Here is a 14,910-nt window from a genome sequence, read left to right as displayed (position 1 = left end):
AATAACTGCTGGCGGCACGCAGGATCTCGTTGACCCGGCGCAGCTCAGCGACCTCTTCACGCAGCCGGCGGTTCTCCTCGGCCACATCGGTGGTCGGCCGGTCATGACGTTCGCCCGCGTCAGCCTCAGCCTGGCGGATCCAGTTCCTGAGCGCTTCGTGATGCACGTTCAACTGCTCGGCCAGACGCCGGATGGTCGGCTTCGGATCCGACTCGCGATACAGGCGCACAGCCCTCGCCCGTAGTTCGTCGGGGTACTTCTTCGGTGCGGCCACGGATAATTCCTCCCCATGATCAGTCGATCATGCTTGAGAAGCTCCGCCAAACCGGGGGGAACTCAGACGACGTGGATCGTCTGGTAGATGACCTGGCCCGGGCCGACCGAAACCGGCTCCGCCGTCACCGCGCGGTCGCGCAGGTCGCCGATCACTCGGGTCACTGTCTCGCGGTCGGTGGTGAAGGCCGGCTGCGACACCGTACGGGGTCTCAGGAAGAAGATTCCCGCCCCGACCAGCGCCAGCACGGCCGCCGCGGCGGTGATCGGCACCCACAGGCGGCGGGAAGAGCGGCGTGGCGCGGGCCGGGCGGCGATCTTGTGCCACACCCGCGCGACGGCCTCGTCGGACGGCTCGGCCAGGCCCGGCGGCAGCTCGCGGACGGCGATCAGGTCGGGATCCGTACGGCTCATCGGTTGTCCTCCTCGCTCATCGCCGCCTTGACCTTGGCCCGCGCCCGGTGCAGCGACGACTGCACCGACCCGAGCGGAATCTCCAGCGCGGCCGCGATCTCGGCGTACTCCAGCTCGGCCACGGCGTAGAGCATCAGCACGTCCCGTTGCCGCCGCGGCAGCTTCGCCAGCACGGCCGACAGGCGCGCGACGTCACGCTGCGCGTCGACCCGGTGCGCGGCGGCGTCGTCGTATCCCGCGTCCGGCACGTGCGGGACCTGTTTCAGGGCACGGACTTCTTCCCGTACGTGTCGTCGCAGCAGCCGCGTGGCGATGCCGTACAGCCAGGGCAGCAGCTCGCCGCGACTGGGATCGAACCGGTGCCGCCGCTCGTGCGCGACCAGGAACGTCTCAGCCACCACGTCCTCGGCCAGCTGCGGCCCGACCCGTCTCGTGCAATATCGCAGCAGCTCACGGGCGTGCCGGCCGAACATCGCGGCCAGATCGTCGGCCCCCGCGGCCGCCTCAGTCGGCGATCTCATACCCCTACTTGCCGCGCCGGGGCATTCGTGTTCCCCGATCAGGCCTCGGTTGTTCGCAAAGCGCCGTGGCGTTGCTGCCACATGCCCGCCAGCACTGTAGCGACCAGCAGGACAGTGACGGCGACGACGGCCAGAATCGGCTCGAGGGATTCGACGAAGCCGAGCCCGGCCACGAACGGGATGACCGCCGTCGGCCACGGCCAGGCCACGTGCCAGCGGCCCGACGTGCCCCACATGACCACGGCCAGGCCGGCCAGATAGAGGGCGACCCCGCCGTGCAGGGCCCAGCGGCCGGACGGGTCGAGGGCGCCCGCGGGATGCACGATGAACTGCTCGATGCCGACCGCGGCGATGGCCAGGCCGACGATCAGGGGCAGGTGACCGTAGATGTACGCGTCGGCCACGCCGTTCTCCACGTCGTCGCCGTCCTCGACCAGCTCCTTCTTGCCGGCCGCGCCGCCGAGGTCGAAATAGATCCACCACAGGGTCGCGACCGCGGCGAACGCGACCACGGCCGACACCACCGACGCGGCGGCCCAGTGCTGCTCGTGCACGCCCACGGCGACCGAGCGCACCGACTCGCCCAGCACCAGGATCACGAACAGGGCGAAGCGCTCGGGCAGGTGGTCGAGGTGCAGCGGCGTCTTGTCGCCGAGCCGGGTGGCCACCAGCGGCGCGGCCGCCTCGACCAGGATCCCGGCCGCCCACAGGGCATAGCGCGGCGCGCCGTGCAGGGGCAGCGACGCCGCCCAGAAGAGCGTGGACGCGCCGGCGCCGGCGATGTAGATGGCGATCGTGTGCCGCGCATCGGGCACGTGGCGCCAGGCCCGGGCGTACAGGAGCAGCAGGATGACCCGGGTGGCCAGGAAGCACAGGGCGAACTGGGTGCCCTCGCTGCTGGTCGCGCCCTGGGCGGCCGCGGCCATGCCGATCACCGCGCCCGCCGCGCCCAGCTTGGCCAGCCGGTAGACGACGTCGTTGGTGTCGAACCGGTTCGCGTACAGGGTGGTGGTGACCCACGACCACCAGGTGACGACGAGCAGGGCGGCGAAGACCGACGCGCCGCCGACGCTGAGGTTGCCCGCGAACGACTGGGCCAGCTGATCCACGACCAGCACGTACGCCAGGTCGAAGAAGAGCTCGAGCCGCGAGGCCCCGCGCTGCGGTTCGGTGCGCAGTTTCGGCGGCCGGATCAGCGGCGCGGGACGTTCATCTGTTGTCACGCGCCCGCTGTTCCCCGGCCACCTGATTTTTACGCGCGGCGGCGCCTGGCGGCCATCCACTGCCAGATGTGCTGACCGTTCTGCGCGGGGTCGTTGCGGGCCACATAGATCCAGGACCAGTGGCCCGCGAACTGGTGGCCGTTCCAGACGACGTGGTCGTACAGGGTCAGCAGGGAGCCCGGGATCAGATCGTGGGCGTGGATCGTGTTGGGCTCGGGCGGCACCGTCGTGTCGTCGCGCGAGGCCACCAGCCAGGTCGGGGTCGAGATGGCGGCCAGCTCGGCGTCGGTGATCAGGCGGGGGCCGCCGGGCTGCAGGGACTGCACGACGCCGCAGATGGGGACCGAGGCCGCGAAGAGCTCGGGGTAGGTGACCGTCATCTCCATCGACATGTACCCGCCGTTGGAGCAGCCGACGACGTAGACGCGCGACGGGTCCACATCATGACGCCGTACGACGTCCCGGATGATCTCGCGAATCTGCGGCGCGAAGCGGGGGCCGTCCTCCATCCAGAAGGACTGGCTCTGCGGGGCCACGACGTAGGCGCCGCCGAAGATGCGTTGCGCCTCATCCGTGACGAAACCGATCGCCCCGCGGTTGGCCCGCAACTGGGTCTCGTTGTCGTAGTAGTTGTCGGGCAGGGACGCGCCCTCGCCGCCACCGTGCAGCCAGACCACCAAGGGCCGTCTTCCCCTGGCATGCGGCTTGAAGAGGCGATACTTCATGCCCGAGCGCGCGATGCCGTAGCCGAACGCGTCGACCTCCGGGTTGGACAGCCGGCCCTGCCGGAACTCCGTGATCGTCAGGGGACGGCCGCCGCGCAGCACGAGCGGGGCCTGCTGAGTGATCGTGTAAACCAGGTTCAGCCGTACGTTGCGGCCCTTGCTCGCGATGTAGCCGAGCGTGCCGCCGCCGGTGACGCCTTCCGCGTACGCCAGGTCGAGCACGACGTCGCCGTGCCGGTCGACGCGGGCCGCGGTGACCGCGCGGTCCAGGTCGTACTCGCTGAAGATCTGATCGCCGGGCGCGATCGGGATCGGGCTGGTGGCCTTGGCGTGCACGGTGAACGTGCCGGTCGTCAGGCTGGCCGGGTCGACACGGCCGAGGCGGGCCGTGTGCAGGGTGATCGAGGTGACCTGCTCGCCGCCGTCGAGCACCTCGGCGTCGAGCGTGAACCGAGCCCGTACGGCCTGGTGGGCGTGGGCGGCGACGGGAAGGGCGAGGCCGGCGGCGGCACCCGCGCCCACGGCCAGAACGGTGCGGCGACTGATCGGCGTGGTCATGGGGACTCCCTTGTTTCGGCTTCCTTACGACCTGATTACATTGGTGTCGGTCTATCACGAGGCGGGCGTCCTCCACAATGATCGCGACGGCGTCCGGGTCACCCCGGACGGCTACCAGCCCCTCGGCCTGACCCCGGGCGACTCGATCCCGCCCGAATACCTGGCCGTCGACGCCCGCGGCGCCCGAGTCGGCGGCGACCTGACCGCGGCCGGGCTGACCTGGAAGGGCGCGCTGCTGCTGGGGCTGGCCCGGATCGACGGCATGCTGGTGCTCTCGCGGGCAACCGGCGAGCTGGTGCATGCGTTCAGCCTGACCACGAAGGGCCTGTACGCCACCGACGGCGTCTTCGGCACGCTCAACCTGCCCGCGGCCACGGTGGACGGCCCGCTCGAACTGCCCGGGGCCGAGCTCGGCGAGCTGGGCGCGTGGGGCCTGACCGTTGCCGGTTCCGTGGTGCTGGCCGACGCCCGCGTGACCGGGTCCGTCAACCTGCAGGGCGCCGAGCTGCGGGCCGGCTTCCACGCGTCGGGCCTGGTGGCGGGTCGTCTGCAGGCCAACCGGGCCGAGATCCGAGGCGACTGCGTGCTGGGCCGGGCCCGCTTCGACGGCCTGGTCACGATGCGCGGCACGAAGGTCGGCGGCACCGTCGTCCTGCGCGACACCGAGCTCGGGCAGGACGGGGGAGTGTCGCTCAAGGCGGACGGGCTCGTCGCTTTCGAGCTGCTGCTGGAGTGCCCGACCCCGCCCGGCGACGTCGACCTGCGGCACGCGACCGTCGAGGTGCTGGCCGATGCGGCGACGGCCTGGCCCGCGCGGCCGGTGCTGACCGATTTCACATACCGGCAGCTGCGGCGCGACGTTCCGGTCGGCGAACGGCTGGAGGTGCTGCGCCGGGCCACGCCGTCGGTGGAGCCTCAGCCGTACGAGCAATTGGCTTTGGCCTATCGCGCCGCGGGCCGGGAACGTGACGCGCGCCGGGTGCTGCGCGAGAAGCTGCGCCGCGAGTCCCGCACCGGCGGGCTGCCCGGGCGGCTCTGGGGCATCGTGCAAGACCTCTCCATCGGGTACGGGTATCAGCCCGGCCGGGCCGCGGCCATCTTCGCCGTCCTGCTGCTGGCCGGGACTGGCTGGTTCGCCGTCGCTGCGTCCTGCGCCGGGGCCGCCGGGCTGTGCCCGATCAAGGCGGACGAGCACCCGTCCTGGGACGCGTTCCTCTACTCGCTCGACCTGCTCGTCCCGCTGATCGATTGGGCCACGAGAAGACCTGGGACCCGGTCGGCGCGGACAAGGTGGTGGCGGTGGCCCTGATCGTGTGCGGCTGGGTGTTCGCCTCGGTCGTGGTGGCGGCGGCCGGGCGAGCGCTCAGCCGGTCGTGACCCTCAGCCGGCCGTGAGAGGCGCTCAGCCGGTCGTGACCCTCAGCCGGCCGTGAGAGGCACTCAGCCTGCCGTGACCCGCAGGCGGCTCAGTTTGATCAGGGGTAGGGCGAGGACGGCCAGGGTGAGGCCGAGGGCGCCGACGGCCAGCATCGCGCCGCGCAGGCCGGTGGCGGATGACCAGTAGCCCACGTAGACCGGGCCGAGCAGGAACCCGAGATATGACACGACGGTGACGATTGAGGTGGCGCGGCCGCGCGAGGACTCGTCGACGTTGCGCGAGACGATGCTGAGCAGGGTCGGGAACAGGGCGGCGGTGCCGGCGGCGGCCAGCACCAGCCCGGCCAGGGCCACGGGCATCGACGGCGCCCAGGCCAGCACCGTGGCTCCGGCGGCGGCCACGATCGAGCCGGCGACCACCACCGTACGGGCGTGGGCCGGGCTCAGCGTGCTGACCGCGAAGCGGGTGACCGCCACGACGGCGGCGAACGCGGCCGGGGCGATCGCGCTCAGCCCGGCCGCGGCCGCGAGCACGTCCTCCATGAAGACCGCGCTCCAGCTCTGGTGCGCGTTCTCGCTCGCGAAGGCCAGGGCGCCGAGCGCGCCGAGGAGCAGGAGCGGGCCCAACGCCGTACGGGGGGAAGGGTTGCCGCTCTGGAACGAGGTGACGGCGCCGGATGGGAGGCGGAGGCGGACCGCGGCGCCGGCGGCCAGGGTGACCAGGAGGACGGCGGCGAACGGGACCCAGGTCGGGGCGTCGAGGGCGTAGGCGGCGCCGGTGCCGAGGCTGGACCCGACGACGGCGACGGAGAAGGTGGCGCCGGCCCGGGTGATGATCGGGCGGCCGCTGAGCTGCTCGGCCCGGCCCGCGATGGAGTTGGCCGCGACGTCGGCGGCGCCGCTGGTCATGCCGACGAGGATCAGCCCGGCGGCCAGGCTGAGCAGGCCGTGACCGGTGGCGGCGGTGATCACGCCGGCCAGGCCCAGCGCGACCAGCAGGTATGACGAGCAGCGCAGGCCCCAGCGGTCGAGGGCGCGGCCGGTCAGCAGCATGGCGGGCAGGGCGCCGGCGCTGATGAAGAGCAGGGCCGTGCCGAGCTGGGCGTCGTCGAGGGCGGCCTGCTCCCGGATGCGGGGGATGGCCGCGCCCCACGTTCCCCAGAAGGCGCCGAAGGCGATGAAGGCTGTGTACGCGGACATTGTGTAACGCTACACAGATAGGATCCGGCCATGCAACAGCGGCGACGGGTGACCATGGCCGACGTGGCCCGCGCGGCCGGAGTGTCGCCGATGACCGTTTCGTATACGTACAACCGCCCGCAGCGGGTGTCGTCCGAGACCCGGGAGGCCGTGCTCGCGGCGGCGGCCCGGCTCGGCTACGGCGGACCCGACCCGAGCGCGCGCTCCCTGCGTTACGGGGCGACGCGCACGCTCGGGGTCGTGCTGGGTGAGCACCTGACGTACGCGTTCGACAACCCGCAGGCGGTGGAGTTCCTGGCCGGGATAGCCGAGGTGTGCGCCGACCGGGGCTACGGCATGCTGATCGTCCCGACCGGGGCCGGGCCCGACGACCCCGATCGGGTGGCGGCCGCGGCCGTCGACGGTTACGTCATGTGGACCACCACCGACGACGACCCGGTGCTGACGGCGGCGCGCGGCTCGGGGCGACCGGTGATCGTCCACGGCGGGTCGTTCGCCATCGACAACCGGGCCGCGGCGCGGGCCGTGGGGCTGGTCGTGTTCGCCGGCGCGCGGCGGCCCGCGGTGCTCAGCTTCCCGGTCGACCGGGCGCGGGACACGTTCGTGGCTTCCGGGCTCATGAAGGCTGCATATCCGGTGACGCGCGACCGGCTGGAGGGCTACCGGGAGGCGGTGGTGGAGCTCGGTCTCGACTGGTCCGCGGTGCCGGTCGGCGTGTGCCGCACCAACGACTCGGCGGAGGCCCGGCGGATGATGGAACAGCTGCTGGCCGAGGCGCCCGACATCGACGCGGTGGCCGCCATGAACGATCCGATGGCCCACGCGGCCCAGATCGCGCTGCCGTCGGCGCGGGTGGCGGGGTGGGACGACTCGGCGCTGGCTTCGTCGGCCGGGCTGACCACCGTCGCGCAGTCGTTACGGGCGCAGGGGGCGGCCTGCGCGGCGGCCGCCCTGGGGGAGGCGGCGCCGTCGCTCGAGGACTCCTGGCACATCGTTGCGCGAGCCTCAACCGACTGACCCGGCAGCGATGAGTTCGGACCTCGAGCCCGGTCTGTTCTGGTGACACCGTTCCGGCTGCGGCCCCGGCGTCGTTCCGGCTGCACCCCCGGCGTCACTGCGGCTACACCCCCGGCGTCGTTGCGCTGGCGCCTGACGAAGGAGTAATCATGAGCAAGATCATCGCGTCAATCACGACGTCGGTCGACGGCTATGTCACCGGCCCCGACGACGGCCCGCAATACGGGCTGGGCCGAGGCGGCGAGCGCCTGCACTACTGGGTGATGGGCGGCCCGTGGACGTACGAGGGTGGCCACGACTTCGCCATGCACGGCCCCGACAAGCAGTTCTACGACGAGATGGTCGCGACGATCGGGTCCGGCGTCGTCGGCCGCGGCATGTACGACGCCGCCGGCGCGTGGGGCGGCACCAACCCCGCTCACCGCTCGCCACCCACGCGCGTTACGCGGTGAAGCGCTCGGCAAAGGCCGCATAGATCGGACCCCGGTCGAGGACAGCGAACGTCACGTGCTCGAACCACGGACCAGCGCTTAACGCCCCCGCGAAGGCGTCCGCCACCTCGACCGGGTCATTGCCGAACACGCCGCACCCCCACGCGCCCAGCACCAGCCGCCGGTGCCCGTTCGCCGCGGCCACCTGCAGCACGCGCCGGGCCCGCCGGCCCAGGATCGCGCGAACCTCGGGCAGCCGCTCGGGCTGATTGCGGGCGATCGCCGAGCGGTTGGGGGCCGCCGCGGTCAGGAAGGAAACCGGATAGGCGGCCGGAAGGAGCTCGCCCCGATCGTCGCGAAAGACCGGCACGCGCGGCGAATAGATCACCCGGTCGCTGTAGGTCAGCTCGGGCCGGGCGCGGTGATAGGCGTAGAAGTCGCCCGCCGCGAGCAGGGCCGGGTAGAGCGCCGAACTGCGGGCCACGCTCTCCTCCTGAGCCTTGGCCCCGTTGAGGAACCCGCCACCCGGGTTACGCGCCGAGGCGAAGACCAGACAGGCAAGATCCCCACCCAGCCGCCGGGTAGCCGCCAGCGTCGACTCGTTAGTCACCTCAACGACCGGCCCACCATCGACCGGCGGCGGTACGGCGATCTCGTCATCCGGGCCGTAAAGCCGAGTGCCGGCCACCGCCTTGCTCACCTGATCGCCCAGACTCACCCCGGCGTAGCCACCGCGCTCCGCGATCTCCACACTCTCGCGGGCGATGGCCCGCAACCTACTACTCACCCCAACATCATGACGGCGCGCCACCGAAGCCCGCGACCGATAAAACCCCGCTGCTTTGTCTCGACCGTAGCTGCCGTCCGGGACTGCTCTCTTGTAGCGCCGCGATTCGGGCTGCCAGGTCGCGTAGGTCCACTGGATCGTGCGTGTTGACGCGTACCACCGGTGTCAGGTCGAGTGGTTGTGCCTCTGCCGCCCACCGGGGCCAATCTTCGGCGAGGCGGCGCTGGTCATCGTGGATCTGGTGGCGCCGGCGGGCCGCGTACCGGGTCTGGGCGACGTCGGCCGGGACGTCGCACCAGATCTCGACCGCGCTGTCCGGGCGGCAGAGGCGCAGGCCGGCCTCGACGAAAGCCAGATCCCGCGGCTTGAACCACCAGGACTCCAGCACCACGCGCCCCGGCAAGGCCGCCGCCAGGGACCACATCATGTCGCCGGCCGCGGCCCCCAGTGCGGAGCCCGGAACCGAAGGCACGACCCCCGCGACGGCCTCCTTGAGCGCGTCCTTGGAGATCAGTGGGGCGTCGAGGAGTGAGGCCAGCCCGGTCGCCAGGGTCGTCTTGCCCGAGCCCGGCAGGCCGTTGACGAGAATGAGTTCACCCACTCGGTGATCGTGCCAAACGCAACGGTACGTTTTCGGCATGAGGCTGCACGTGGGTTGTGCGCAGTGGACGCACAAGGCGTGGCCGGTGGCGGGCACGGAGAAGCTGCGGTCGTATGCCGAATGGTGCAACGCCGTCGAGGGCAACACGACGTTCTACGCCACGCCCACCCGCGAGACCGTCACCGCCTGGGCCGAGCAGACCACTGACGACTTCCGATTCGTCCTGAAATTCCCCCGCAAGGTGACTCACGACGAGCGGCTCCGAAGCAGCGGGGACGAGGCGCGGCGGATCTTCCTGGAGGCGATCGAGCCGCTCGGGCCGAGGATCCACGCCCTGTGGATCCAGCTGCCGGCGAGTTTCGGGCCGTCCGATCTGCCCGCGCTGGGCGATTTCCTCCGGCGCCAGCCGTCCGGGTTCCGCTACGCGGTCGAGGTCCGCCATCCCGCTTTCGCCGACGACCCCGGCCCCCTCCACCAGGTTCTCAGCGCCGCCGACGCCGAGTTGGTGCCGTTCGACACGAGCGTCATGTTCGCGAGCCCGCCCACCAGCGACGCCGAGCGCGACGCGTGGTCCAAGAAACCCCGCCTGCCCGTACGTCCCCACGCCGTCACCGATTCCCCGATCATCCGCTATCTCGGCCGCGACGACCCCGCCCGTACGGTCGAGGGCTGGCAACGCTGGCTCCCGGTGATCGCCCGCTGGCTGCGGGAGGGCCGCTCGCCGACGGTCTTCGTGCACACGCCCGACAACGCCGAGGCCCCGGCCCTGGCCCGCCGCTTCCACGCCGAGGTGGCCGCGCTCGTCCCCGGTCTCGAGCCGCTGCCCGAGCCGCAGCCGACCACCCTGTTCTGATCGGCGGCCACCGATGATCGCCGCTCTGAACCACCTGACCGAGCTCGTCGAGGACCGCGAGGTCGACATCGCCGCGGCGGCCCGCAAGCTCGGCACGACCGAATACCACCTGCGGCGCATGTTCTCGTCGCTGGCCGGGATGTCGTTGTCGGAGTACGTGCGCCGGCGCCGCATGACAGTGGCCGCGGCCGACGTCGTCCGCGGCGAGGACGACCTGCTCACCATCGCCGTCCGGCACGGGTACGGCTCGTCCGAGGCGTTCGGCCGCGCGTTCAAGGCCGTGCACGGCGTGAGCCCCGGCGACGTCCGCCGCGACGGTGGGCCCCTGCGCGCCCAGCCCCAGCTCAGGTTTCGCCTGACCGTCGAGGGCGGCCGCCCCATGGACACCCGGATCGCCGACCGCCCCGCCTTCCGGCTGACCGGCCACGCCGTACGGGTCCCGCTCCTCCACGCCGGAATCAACCCGCACATCCAGCGGCACGTCGCCGCGCTGCCCGCCGAGGAACACGCCCGGCTCAAGGCCCTGGGCAACACCGACCCCGCGGGCCTGCTCGCCGTCACCGACGAGGTCCGCCCCGACGCCGCCGAGGGCACCGAGCTGACATACCTGCACGGCGTGGCCGTCACCCAGACCACGATCATCCCGCCCGGCCTCGACACGATCGAGGTGCCGGCGGGCCAGTGGGCGGTGTTCCGCAGCAGCGGCGCCTACCCCGAGTCGCTGCAGTCGACGTGGGCCGCCACCGCGACGGACTGGTTCCCCTCCAACCCGTGGCGCCTGCGCCCGGGCCCGTCGATGGTCGCCTTCGTCGAGCGCGCCGCCGACTTCAGCACCGCCGTCACGGAACTGTGGCTGCCGATCGAGCGATGAGTTGGAGCCGCCCGCCCGGTCCTACCCGGGACGTGTCCGTTCCACGAGACCGCGGGAGACCCCATGCCCACCGTCCAAGCCATCCTCAGCACCGCCGACCTCGACCGCCAACGCGCCTTCTACGAGGGCCTGCTAGGCGCCGTCGAAACCATGCGCCACCCGGCGGAGGGCGCCCCCTTCTACATCGGCCTGACCCTCGGCGACTCCGGCTTCGGCCTGGTCAACGAGCCCGGCACCCCTTCATCCCCCCGCTTCGCCCTGAGCATCGAAGTCGACGACGTCGACGCCCTGCTCCCCAAGGTCGAAGCAGCGGGCGGCCAGGTGCTCGGCCCCCCGACCGACATGCCGTGGGGCCAACGCGTAGCCCACGTCCACGACCCCGACGGCAACCTGATCAACCTGACCCACACCACCGTCCCCTGACGCCGAGCCGTCCTCGCCACCACCCGTCGCCGCAGCAGCCGGCTCGGCCCTAGCGCCACCCCCAGCTGAACGGGTTCCACGCCGAACGGCAGCCCGGGCGCAACCCGGCCGGACGAGCTCCAGCGCCGCCCCAGTTGAACGAGGGGTTCACGCCGAACGGCAGGTCCAGCGCCACCCCAGCCGAACGAGCGTCCACGCCGAACGGCAGCCCCCGCGCCACCTGGCCGGGCGGCAGCTCCAGCGTCACCTGGCCGGGCGGCAGCTCCAGCGTCACCTGGCCGGACGACAGTCCCAGAGCCACCCCAGCTAATAGACGGTCCACGCCGAACGACAGCCCCGGCGCCACCCGGCCGAACGACAGCCCCAGCGCCACCCCCACCCAATGAGACAGCCCCAGCGCCACCTCAGCCGAACGAAAGCCCCAGCCCAGCCGGCAACCGTAGTTTCCTTCTGCCGGCGGAAGGGCGTTCCATCACGGGCGATGGACCCGGATGACATGGGTGTTTGTCCTTTCGCAGGCTGAGAGAGACGGCCGGCCGGACATTGTCAGGGTGACACCGGTGTCTTGGTGGGCCTGGTCCGGCGCGTCGTGGGGGAAGGGCTTGGGCGCCGGGGCGTAGCGGCTGCGAGCTGCGGCGCTGGACATTGGGGGTGTAGCGCTGGGGCCGGGGCGCTCGGGGCTGAGGGGCTGGGGCGCTGTGGGCGGGGGCGCTGAGGGGCGGGGTATCGAGGGGTGGAGCCCTGTGGGCTGGGGCCGTGAAGGTTGGGCCCGAGGTCCGGGGTGTCGAGGGCGGGGCGGCGTGGGCCGGGGCGGCGTGGTTTTTCAGTGGAGCAGTGTCGTGCGGGGGGAGTGGCCGTAGGCGGAGCGGTAGTCGGCGGCGAAGCGGCTTAGGTCGAGGTAGCCCCAGCGGTGGGCGATCGCGGTTACGGTGGCGCCGTCGGTGGGGTCGGCGGCCAGCAGGTCGTGGTGGGCGCGGTCCAGGCGGGTGCGGCGCAGGTAGGCCATCGGCGTCGTGTCGAGGTGGCGGCGGAAGGCGGCCTGCAACGCGCGCGGGGTGATGCGGGCCGCGTCGGCTATGCGGGTGGCGGTGAGGGGCTCGGCCAGGTGGGTCTCGATGAACGACACCGCGCGGCGGACCGCGGCGGGCGGGGCCGGGCCGGTGGCCGGGCGGTGGGGGGCGGCCATGGCCGTGTTGGGGAAGGTGACCAGCGCCGCCGTGGCGGCCAGGTCGGTGGCGGCGCTGACGGCCAGGGGGTTGTGCAGCGGCTCGGCGTCGGCGGTGAACAGGTTGTACAGGTAGGCCATGGTGTGCCGCCAATACAGGGCCTGGTCCCGCGACACCGGGGTCATGGCGTCGAACCGGAAGCCGGCCCGGTCGGTGCCCGTACGGGCGGCGGCCGTCTCGGCGACCACGGCGGCGTCGAGTGTCAGCCCGTGCATGTCGAAGTCGCTGCACAGGTTGGTCAGCGCGCGGCCGGGGCGGTGCAGCAGCACGTCACCGGGACGGGTGACCGCCGTGTCGCGGCCGTCCCGGGTTTCGAGCAGTCCGTCGGCCAGCACCACGAAGATGAAACTGTCAGTGGTGCGGAACTGCACGGTCACGTCCATCGTGTAGCGGACCCGGCTCAGCGTGATCGGCCCGGCCCGCACGGACTGCTGCCGATAGCTGAACCGGCGCTGGACGTGGTGCATCCGGAACCGGTAACCGGTGTAGATCCGGCTGAGCACCTCGTGTGCCCGTTCGGGATCGTCGGTGGCGAAGTCGACTCGGTTGTCCACATCGCGCTCCTTCTGCCCGGGAACGGAAGTGACTGTGTCCGAAACGTATCAGCGGGCGGGCGCCGGATGCTTCTCCCAGGTGTCCCTCAGATTGGTGGCTCGCAGTGCCGCGTTGATGCCGAGCCAGCGGATCGGCTCCGGTTCCCAGCGCCGGGAGCGGTGGCCCACCCAGGGCAGCCCGGTCCGTTCGGTCTCGCGCCCCGCGATCAGGTCGGCCAGCGTGCGTCCGGCCAGGTTGGCCGCCGCCACCCCGTCGCCCACGTAGCCGCCGGCCCAGGCGACGCCATCCTGCAACCCGACGCTGGGCATCCAGTCGCGCGGGATGCCGAGCGGGCCGCCCCACCGGTACGCGATCTCGGGCCGGATCCGGAACATGTCGGCCAGGGTCTCCTGCAAGCTGTCGAAGACCGACGGCACCTGGTCGTACGAGGGCTCGACGCGTGACCCGAAGTGATAGGGCGCGCCGCGGCCGCCGAACGCGAGCCGGTCGTCGGCCGTACGCTGGCCATAGATGATCATGTGGCGCTCGTCGGTGAACGTCTCGCGCCGGGCCAGCCCGATCCGTTCCCAGTCGGCGGCGGGCAGCGGCTCGGTCGCGATCATCAGCGAGTAGACCGGGGCCAGCGCGCGCCGATGCCCGGAGAGCTGGGCCGTGTAACCCTCGAGCGCCCGCACCACCGTGCCCGCGGTGACCGTGCCGTGATCGGTGACCACCGACCCGCGCGAAAGGGACAAAACGCGTGTGCCCTCATAAACTGCAACTCCGCGCTGCAAAACCGCAGCCAAGAGGCCGCGCACCAGGCGAGCAGGATGCAACGCGGCGCAATCGGGGCTGTAAACCCCGCCCAGCACGTCGGTGGCGTTGCAGATAGCGGCAGCCGACGAGCGGGACAGGAAGCCGGGGGAGCGCCGAGCCCGCCGCAGCTGCGCGGGGGAGCGGGCCAGCGAGATGGTCCCGCCCTTGGCGTAGTCGCAATCGATCCCCACCCGCCCGACCTCATCGACCGCATCGGCCAGTGCAGCATGCATCGCCGCCGCCTGGGAGGGGCCGTACCGGCGCGCGAGTTTGGCCTCGCTTACCGGGAACAGCCCCGAGGCCCACCCGCCGTTGCGCCCCGATGCCCCGAACCCGCAGTACGACGCCTCGAGCACCGCGATCGACAGCGACGGCGCGAGCTGCGACAGGTAGTAGGCCGTCCACAATCCGGTGTAGCCGCCCCCGGCGATCGCCACGTCGTACGACCGGTCGCCCGGCAGCGGCGGCCGCGGCGTGATCGGGTCGAGGGTGCTCAGCCAGAAGGACGGAATCATCGAGTTCCCCACGCGTACGTCTGTTTGGCCAACTTGAGATACATGAAGGTCTCGCAGGCGATCACGCCCTTGATCGACCGGACCTTCTCGTTGAGCAGGTCGAGCAGGTGCTCGTCGTCGGTGCAGACCAGCTCGACGAGCAGGTCGAAGCCGCCGGCGCAGATCACCACGTAGTCGACCTCGGGGATCTGGGCGATCTCGTCGGCGATGGCACGCAGGTCGCCGTTCACCTTGAGGCCGACCATCGCCTGCCGCGCGAAGCCGAGCGTGAGCGGGTCGGTCACCGCCACGATCTGCATCAGGTCGCCGTCGAGCAGGCGCTGCACCCGCTGCCGGACCGCCGCCTCGGAGAGGCCGATCGTCTTCGCCAGCGTCGCGTAGGACATTCGCCCGTCGCGCTGCAGGTGCTCGATGATCTGCTTGTTGATGTCGTCGAGTGCCACGTCCGCCGTCACGCCGCGATTCTTCCCGCCGGGCAGGTCGACGGCAATCGAATCACTCGTCCGGTTTGCGGCCGTCGATGGAATCCGCACCGGAACGTCCCCC

The 14,910-nt window shown here is 71.8% G+C and carries 18 protein-coding genes; 6 read left to right on the top strand and 12 right to left on the bottom strand.

Annotated features, from left to right (window positions below; genetic code table 11):
- The 5 genes from JKJ07_RS48995 to JKJ07_RS48975 all read right to left on the bottom strand — a co-directional run.
- A partial coding sequence (locus JKJ07_RS48995) for a transposase (protein WP_203078778.1) occupies positions 1 to 274 on the bottom strand: 274 nt, incomplete at its 3' end.
- Positions 275 to 336: 62 nt separating this feature from the next.
- A complete protein-coding gene (locus tag JKJ07_RS48990; protein ID WP_203078777.1) occupies positions 337 to 687 on the bottom strand; it encodes a hypothetical protein in 351 nt (116 codons plus the stop codon).
- Positions 684 to 1,208, bottom strand: a complete 525-nt coding sequence (locus JKJ07_RS48985) for an RNA polymerase sigma factor (RefSeq protein ID WP_203078776.1) — start codon at positions 1,206 to 1,208, stop codon at positions 684 to 686. Before JKJ07_RS48985 ends, JKJ07_RS48990 begins: the two co-directional genes overlap by 4 nt.
- Before the next feature lie 38 nt (positions 1,209 to 1,246).
- A complete protein-coding gene (locus tag JKJ07_RS48980; protein ID WP_203078775.1) occupies positions 1,247 to 2,431 on the bottom strand; it encodes a low temperature requirement protein A in 1,185 nt (394 codons plus the stop codon).
- Positions 2,432 to 2,460: 29 nt separating this feature from the next.
- Complete coding sequence (locus tag JKJ07_RS48975; protein WP_203078774.1) at positions 2,461 to 3,714, bottom strand: prolyl oligopeptidase family serine peptidase; 1,254 nt, start codon at positions 3,712 to 3,714, stop codon at positions 2,461 to 2,463.
- A 10-nt stretch (positions 3,715 to 3,724) separates the two neighbouring features.
- On the opposite strand from JKJ07_RS48975, the gene JKJ07_RS48970 reads away from it, so the two are divergent.
- Positions 3,725 to 5,023, top strand: a complete 1,299-nt coding sequence (locus JKJ07_RS48970) for a hypothetical protein (protein ID WP_203078773.1) — start codon at positions 3,725 to 3,727, stop codon at positions 5,021 to 5,023.
- Positions 5,024 to 5,153: 130 nt separating this feature from the next.
- Here JKJ07_RS48970 and JKJ07_RS48965 read toward each other — a convergent pair whose 3' ends face one another.
- On the bottom strand, positions 5,154 to 6,290 hold the full coding sequence (locus JKJ07_RS48965) for an MFS transporter (RefSeq protein WP_203078772.1): 1,137 nt from the start codon (positions 6,288 to 6,290) through the stop codon (positions 5,154 to 5,156).
- Between the two features lie 30 nt (positions 6,291 to 6,320).
- Between JKJ07_RS48965 and JKJ07_RS48960 the strand changes: the two genes are divergently transcribed.
- The gene (locus JKJ07_RS48960) at positions 6,321 to 7,307 is read left to right on the top strand and encodes a LacI family DNA-binding transcriptional regulator (protein ID WP_203078771.1); all 987 of its coding nucleotides are present in this window, start codon (positions 6,321 to 6,323) and stop codon (positions 7,305 to 7,307) included.
- A 149-nt stretch (positions 7,308 to 7,456) separates the two neighbouring features.
- Entirely contained in the window at positions 7,457 to 7,759 is a 303-nt protein-coding gene (locus tag JKJ07_RS48955; RefSeq protein ID WP_203078770.1) for a dihydrofolate reductase family protein, read from the top strand.
- Here JKJ07_RS48955 and JKJ07_RS48950 read toward each other — a convergent pair.
- Positions 7,749 to 8,525: a TIGR02452 family protein gene (locus JKJ07_RS48950; protein WP_203078769.1), complete on the bottom strand. Its 777-nt coding sequence runs from the start codon at positions 8,523 to 8,525 to the stop codon at positions 7,749 to 7,751. The two genes, JKJ07_RS48955 and JKJ07_RS48950, sit on opposite strands and share 11 nt — an antisense overlap.
- A 7-nt stretch (positions 8,526 to 8,532) precedes the next feature.
- Positions 8,533 to 9,126 carry a P-loop nucleotide/nucleoside kinase family protein gene (locus JKJ07_RS48945; protein ID WP_203078768.1) on the bottom strand — a complete coding sequence of 198 codons (594 nt, stop codon included), beginning with the start codon at positions 9,124 to 9,126 and terminating at the stop codon, positions 8,533 to 8,535.
- Positions 9,127 to 9,163: 37 nt separating this feature from the next.
- Here JKJ07_RS48945 and JKJ07_RS48940 point away from each other — a divergent pair, with 37 nt between their 5' ends.
- The 3 genes from JKJ07_RS48940 (at position 9,164) to JKJ07_RS48930 (ending at position 11,273) form a co-directional block, all read left to right on the top strand.
- A complete protein-coding gene (locus tag JKJ07_RS48940) occupies positions 9,164 to 9,979 on the top strand; it encodes a DUF72 domain-containing protein (RefSeq protein ID WP_203078767.1) in 816 nt (271 codons plus the stop codon).
- Between the two features lie 13 nt (positions 9,980 to 9,992).
- Positions 9,993 to 10,850, top strand: a complete 858-nt coding sequence (locus tag JKJ07_RS48935) for an AraC family transcriptional regulator (protein ID WP_203078766.1) — start codon at positions 9,993 to 9,995, stop codon at positions 10,848 to 10,850.
- A gap of 63 nt (positions 10,851 to 10,913) precedes the next feature.
- Positions 10,914 to 11,273 carry a VOC family protein gene (locus JKJ07_RS48930; protein ID WP_203078765.1) on the top strand — a complete coding sequence of 120 codons (360 nt, stop codon included), beginning with the start codon at positions 10,914 to 10,916 and terminating at the stop codon, positions 11,271 to 11,273.
- 49 nt (positions 11,274 to 11,322) lie between these two features.
- Here JKJ07_RS48930 and JKJ07_RS48925 read toward each other — a convergent pair whose 3' ends face one another.
- The 4 genes from JKJ07_RS48925 to JKJ07_RS48910 form a co-directional block, all read right to left on the bottom strand.
- Complete coding sequence (locus JKJ07_RS48925; protein ID WP_203078764.1) at positions 11,323 to 11,652, bottom strand: hypothetical protein; 330 nt, start codon at positions 11,650 to 11,652, stop codon at positions 11,323 to 11,325.
- Between the two features lie 444 nt (positions 11,653 to 12,096).
- Complete coding sequence (locus JKJ07_RS52155) at positions 12,097 to 13,053, bottom strand: helix-turn-helix transcriptional regulator (protein ID WP_203078763.1); 957 nt, start codon at positions 13,051 to 13,053, stop codon at positions 12,097 to 12,099.
- Between the two features lie 48 nt (positions 13,054 to 13,101).
- Positions 13,102 to 14,364 (bottom strand): NAD(P)/FAD-dependent oxidoreductase, encoded by a 1,263-nt coding sequence (locus JKJ07_RS48915; protein WP_203078762.1) that lies wholly within the window; start codon positions 14,362 to 14,364, stop codon positions 13,102 to 13,104.
- Positions 14,361 to 14,819: an Lrp/AsnC family transcriptional regulator gene (locus JKJ07_RS48910; protein WP_203078761.1), complete on the bottom strand. Its 459-nt coding sequence runs from the start codon at positions 14,817 to 14,819 to the stop codon at positions 14,361 to 14,363. Before JKJ07_RS48910 ends, JKJ07_RS48915 begins: the two co-directional genes overlap by 4 nt.
- Between the last annotated feature and the right edge of the window lie 91 nt (positions 14,820 to 14,910).

The organism is Paractinoplanes lichenicola (assembly GCF_016785085.1).
Lineage (GTDB): Bacteria > Actinomycetota > Actinomycetes > Mycobacteriales > Micromonosporaceae > Actinoplanes > Actinoplanes lichenicola.
Note: the sequence above shows the minus strand (reverse complement) of the source record. Positions and strands in the feature narration are given on the sequence as shown.

Bases quoted from the DNA above. Each gene is read 5' to 3' on its own strand.
- JKJ07_RS48990 (WP_203078777.1), bottom strand. From the start codon at position 687: ATGAGCCGTACGGATCCCGACCTGATCGCCGTCCGCGAGCTGCCGCCG.
- JKJ07_RS48985 (WP_203078776.1), bottom strand. From the start codon at position 1,208: ATGAGATCGCCGACTGAGGCGGCCGCGGGGGCCGACGATCTGGCCGCG.
- JKJ07_RS48975 (WP_203078774.1), bottom strand. From the start codon at position 3,714: ATGACCACGCCGATCAGTCGCCGCACCGTTCTGGCCGTGGGCGCGGGT.
- JKJ07_RS48965 (WP_203078772.1), bottom strand. From the start codon at position 6,290: ATGTCCGCGTACACAGCCTTCATCGCCTTCGGCGCCTTCTGGGGAACG.
- JKJ07_RS48960 (WP_203078771.1), top strand. From the start codon at position 6,321: ATGCAACAGCGGCGACGGGTGACCATGGCCGACGTGGCCCGCGCGGCC.
- JKJ07_RS48955 (WP_203078770.1), top strand. From the start codon at position 7,457: ATGAGCAAGATCATCGCGTCAATCACGACGTCGGTCGACGGCTATGTC.
- JKJ07_RS48940 (WP_203078767.1), top strand. From the start codon at position 9,164: ATGAGGCTGCACGTGGGTTGTGCGCAGTGGACGCACAAGGCGTGGCCG.
- JKJ07_RS48935 (WP_203078766.1), top strand. From the start codon at position 9,993: ATGATCGCCGCTCTGAACCACCTGACCGAGCTCGTCGAGGACCGCGAG.
- JKJ07_RS48930 (WP_203078765.1), top strand. From the start codon at position 10,914: ATGCCCACCGTCCAAGCCATCCTCAGCACCGCCGACCTCGACCGCCAA.
- JKJ07_RS48915 (WP_203078762.1), bottom strand. From the start codon at position 14,364: ATGATTCCGTCCTTCTGGCTGAGCACCCTCGACCCGATCACGCCGCGG.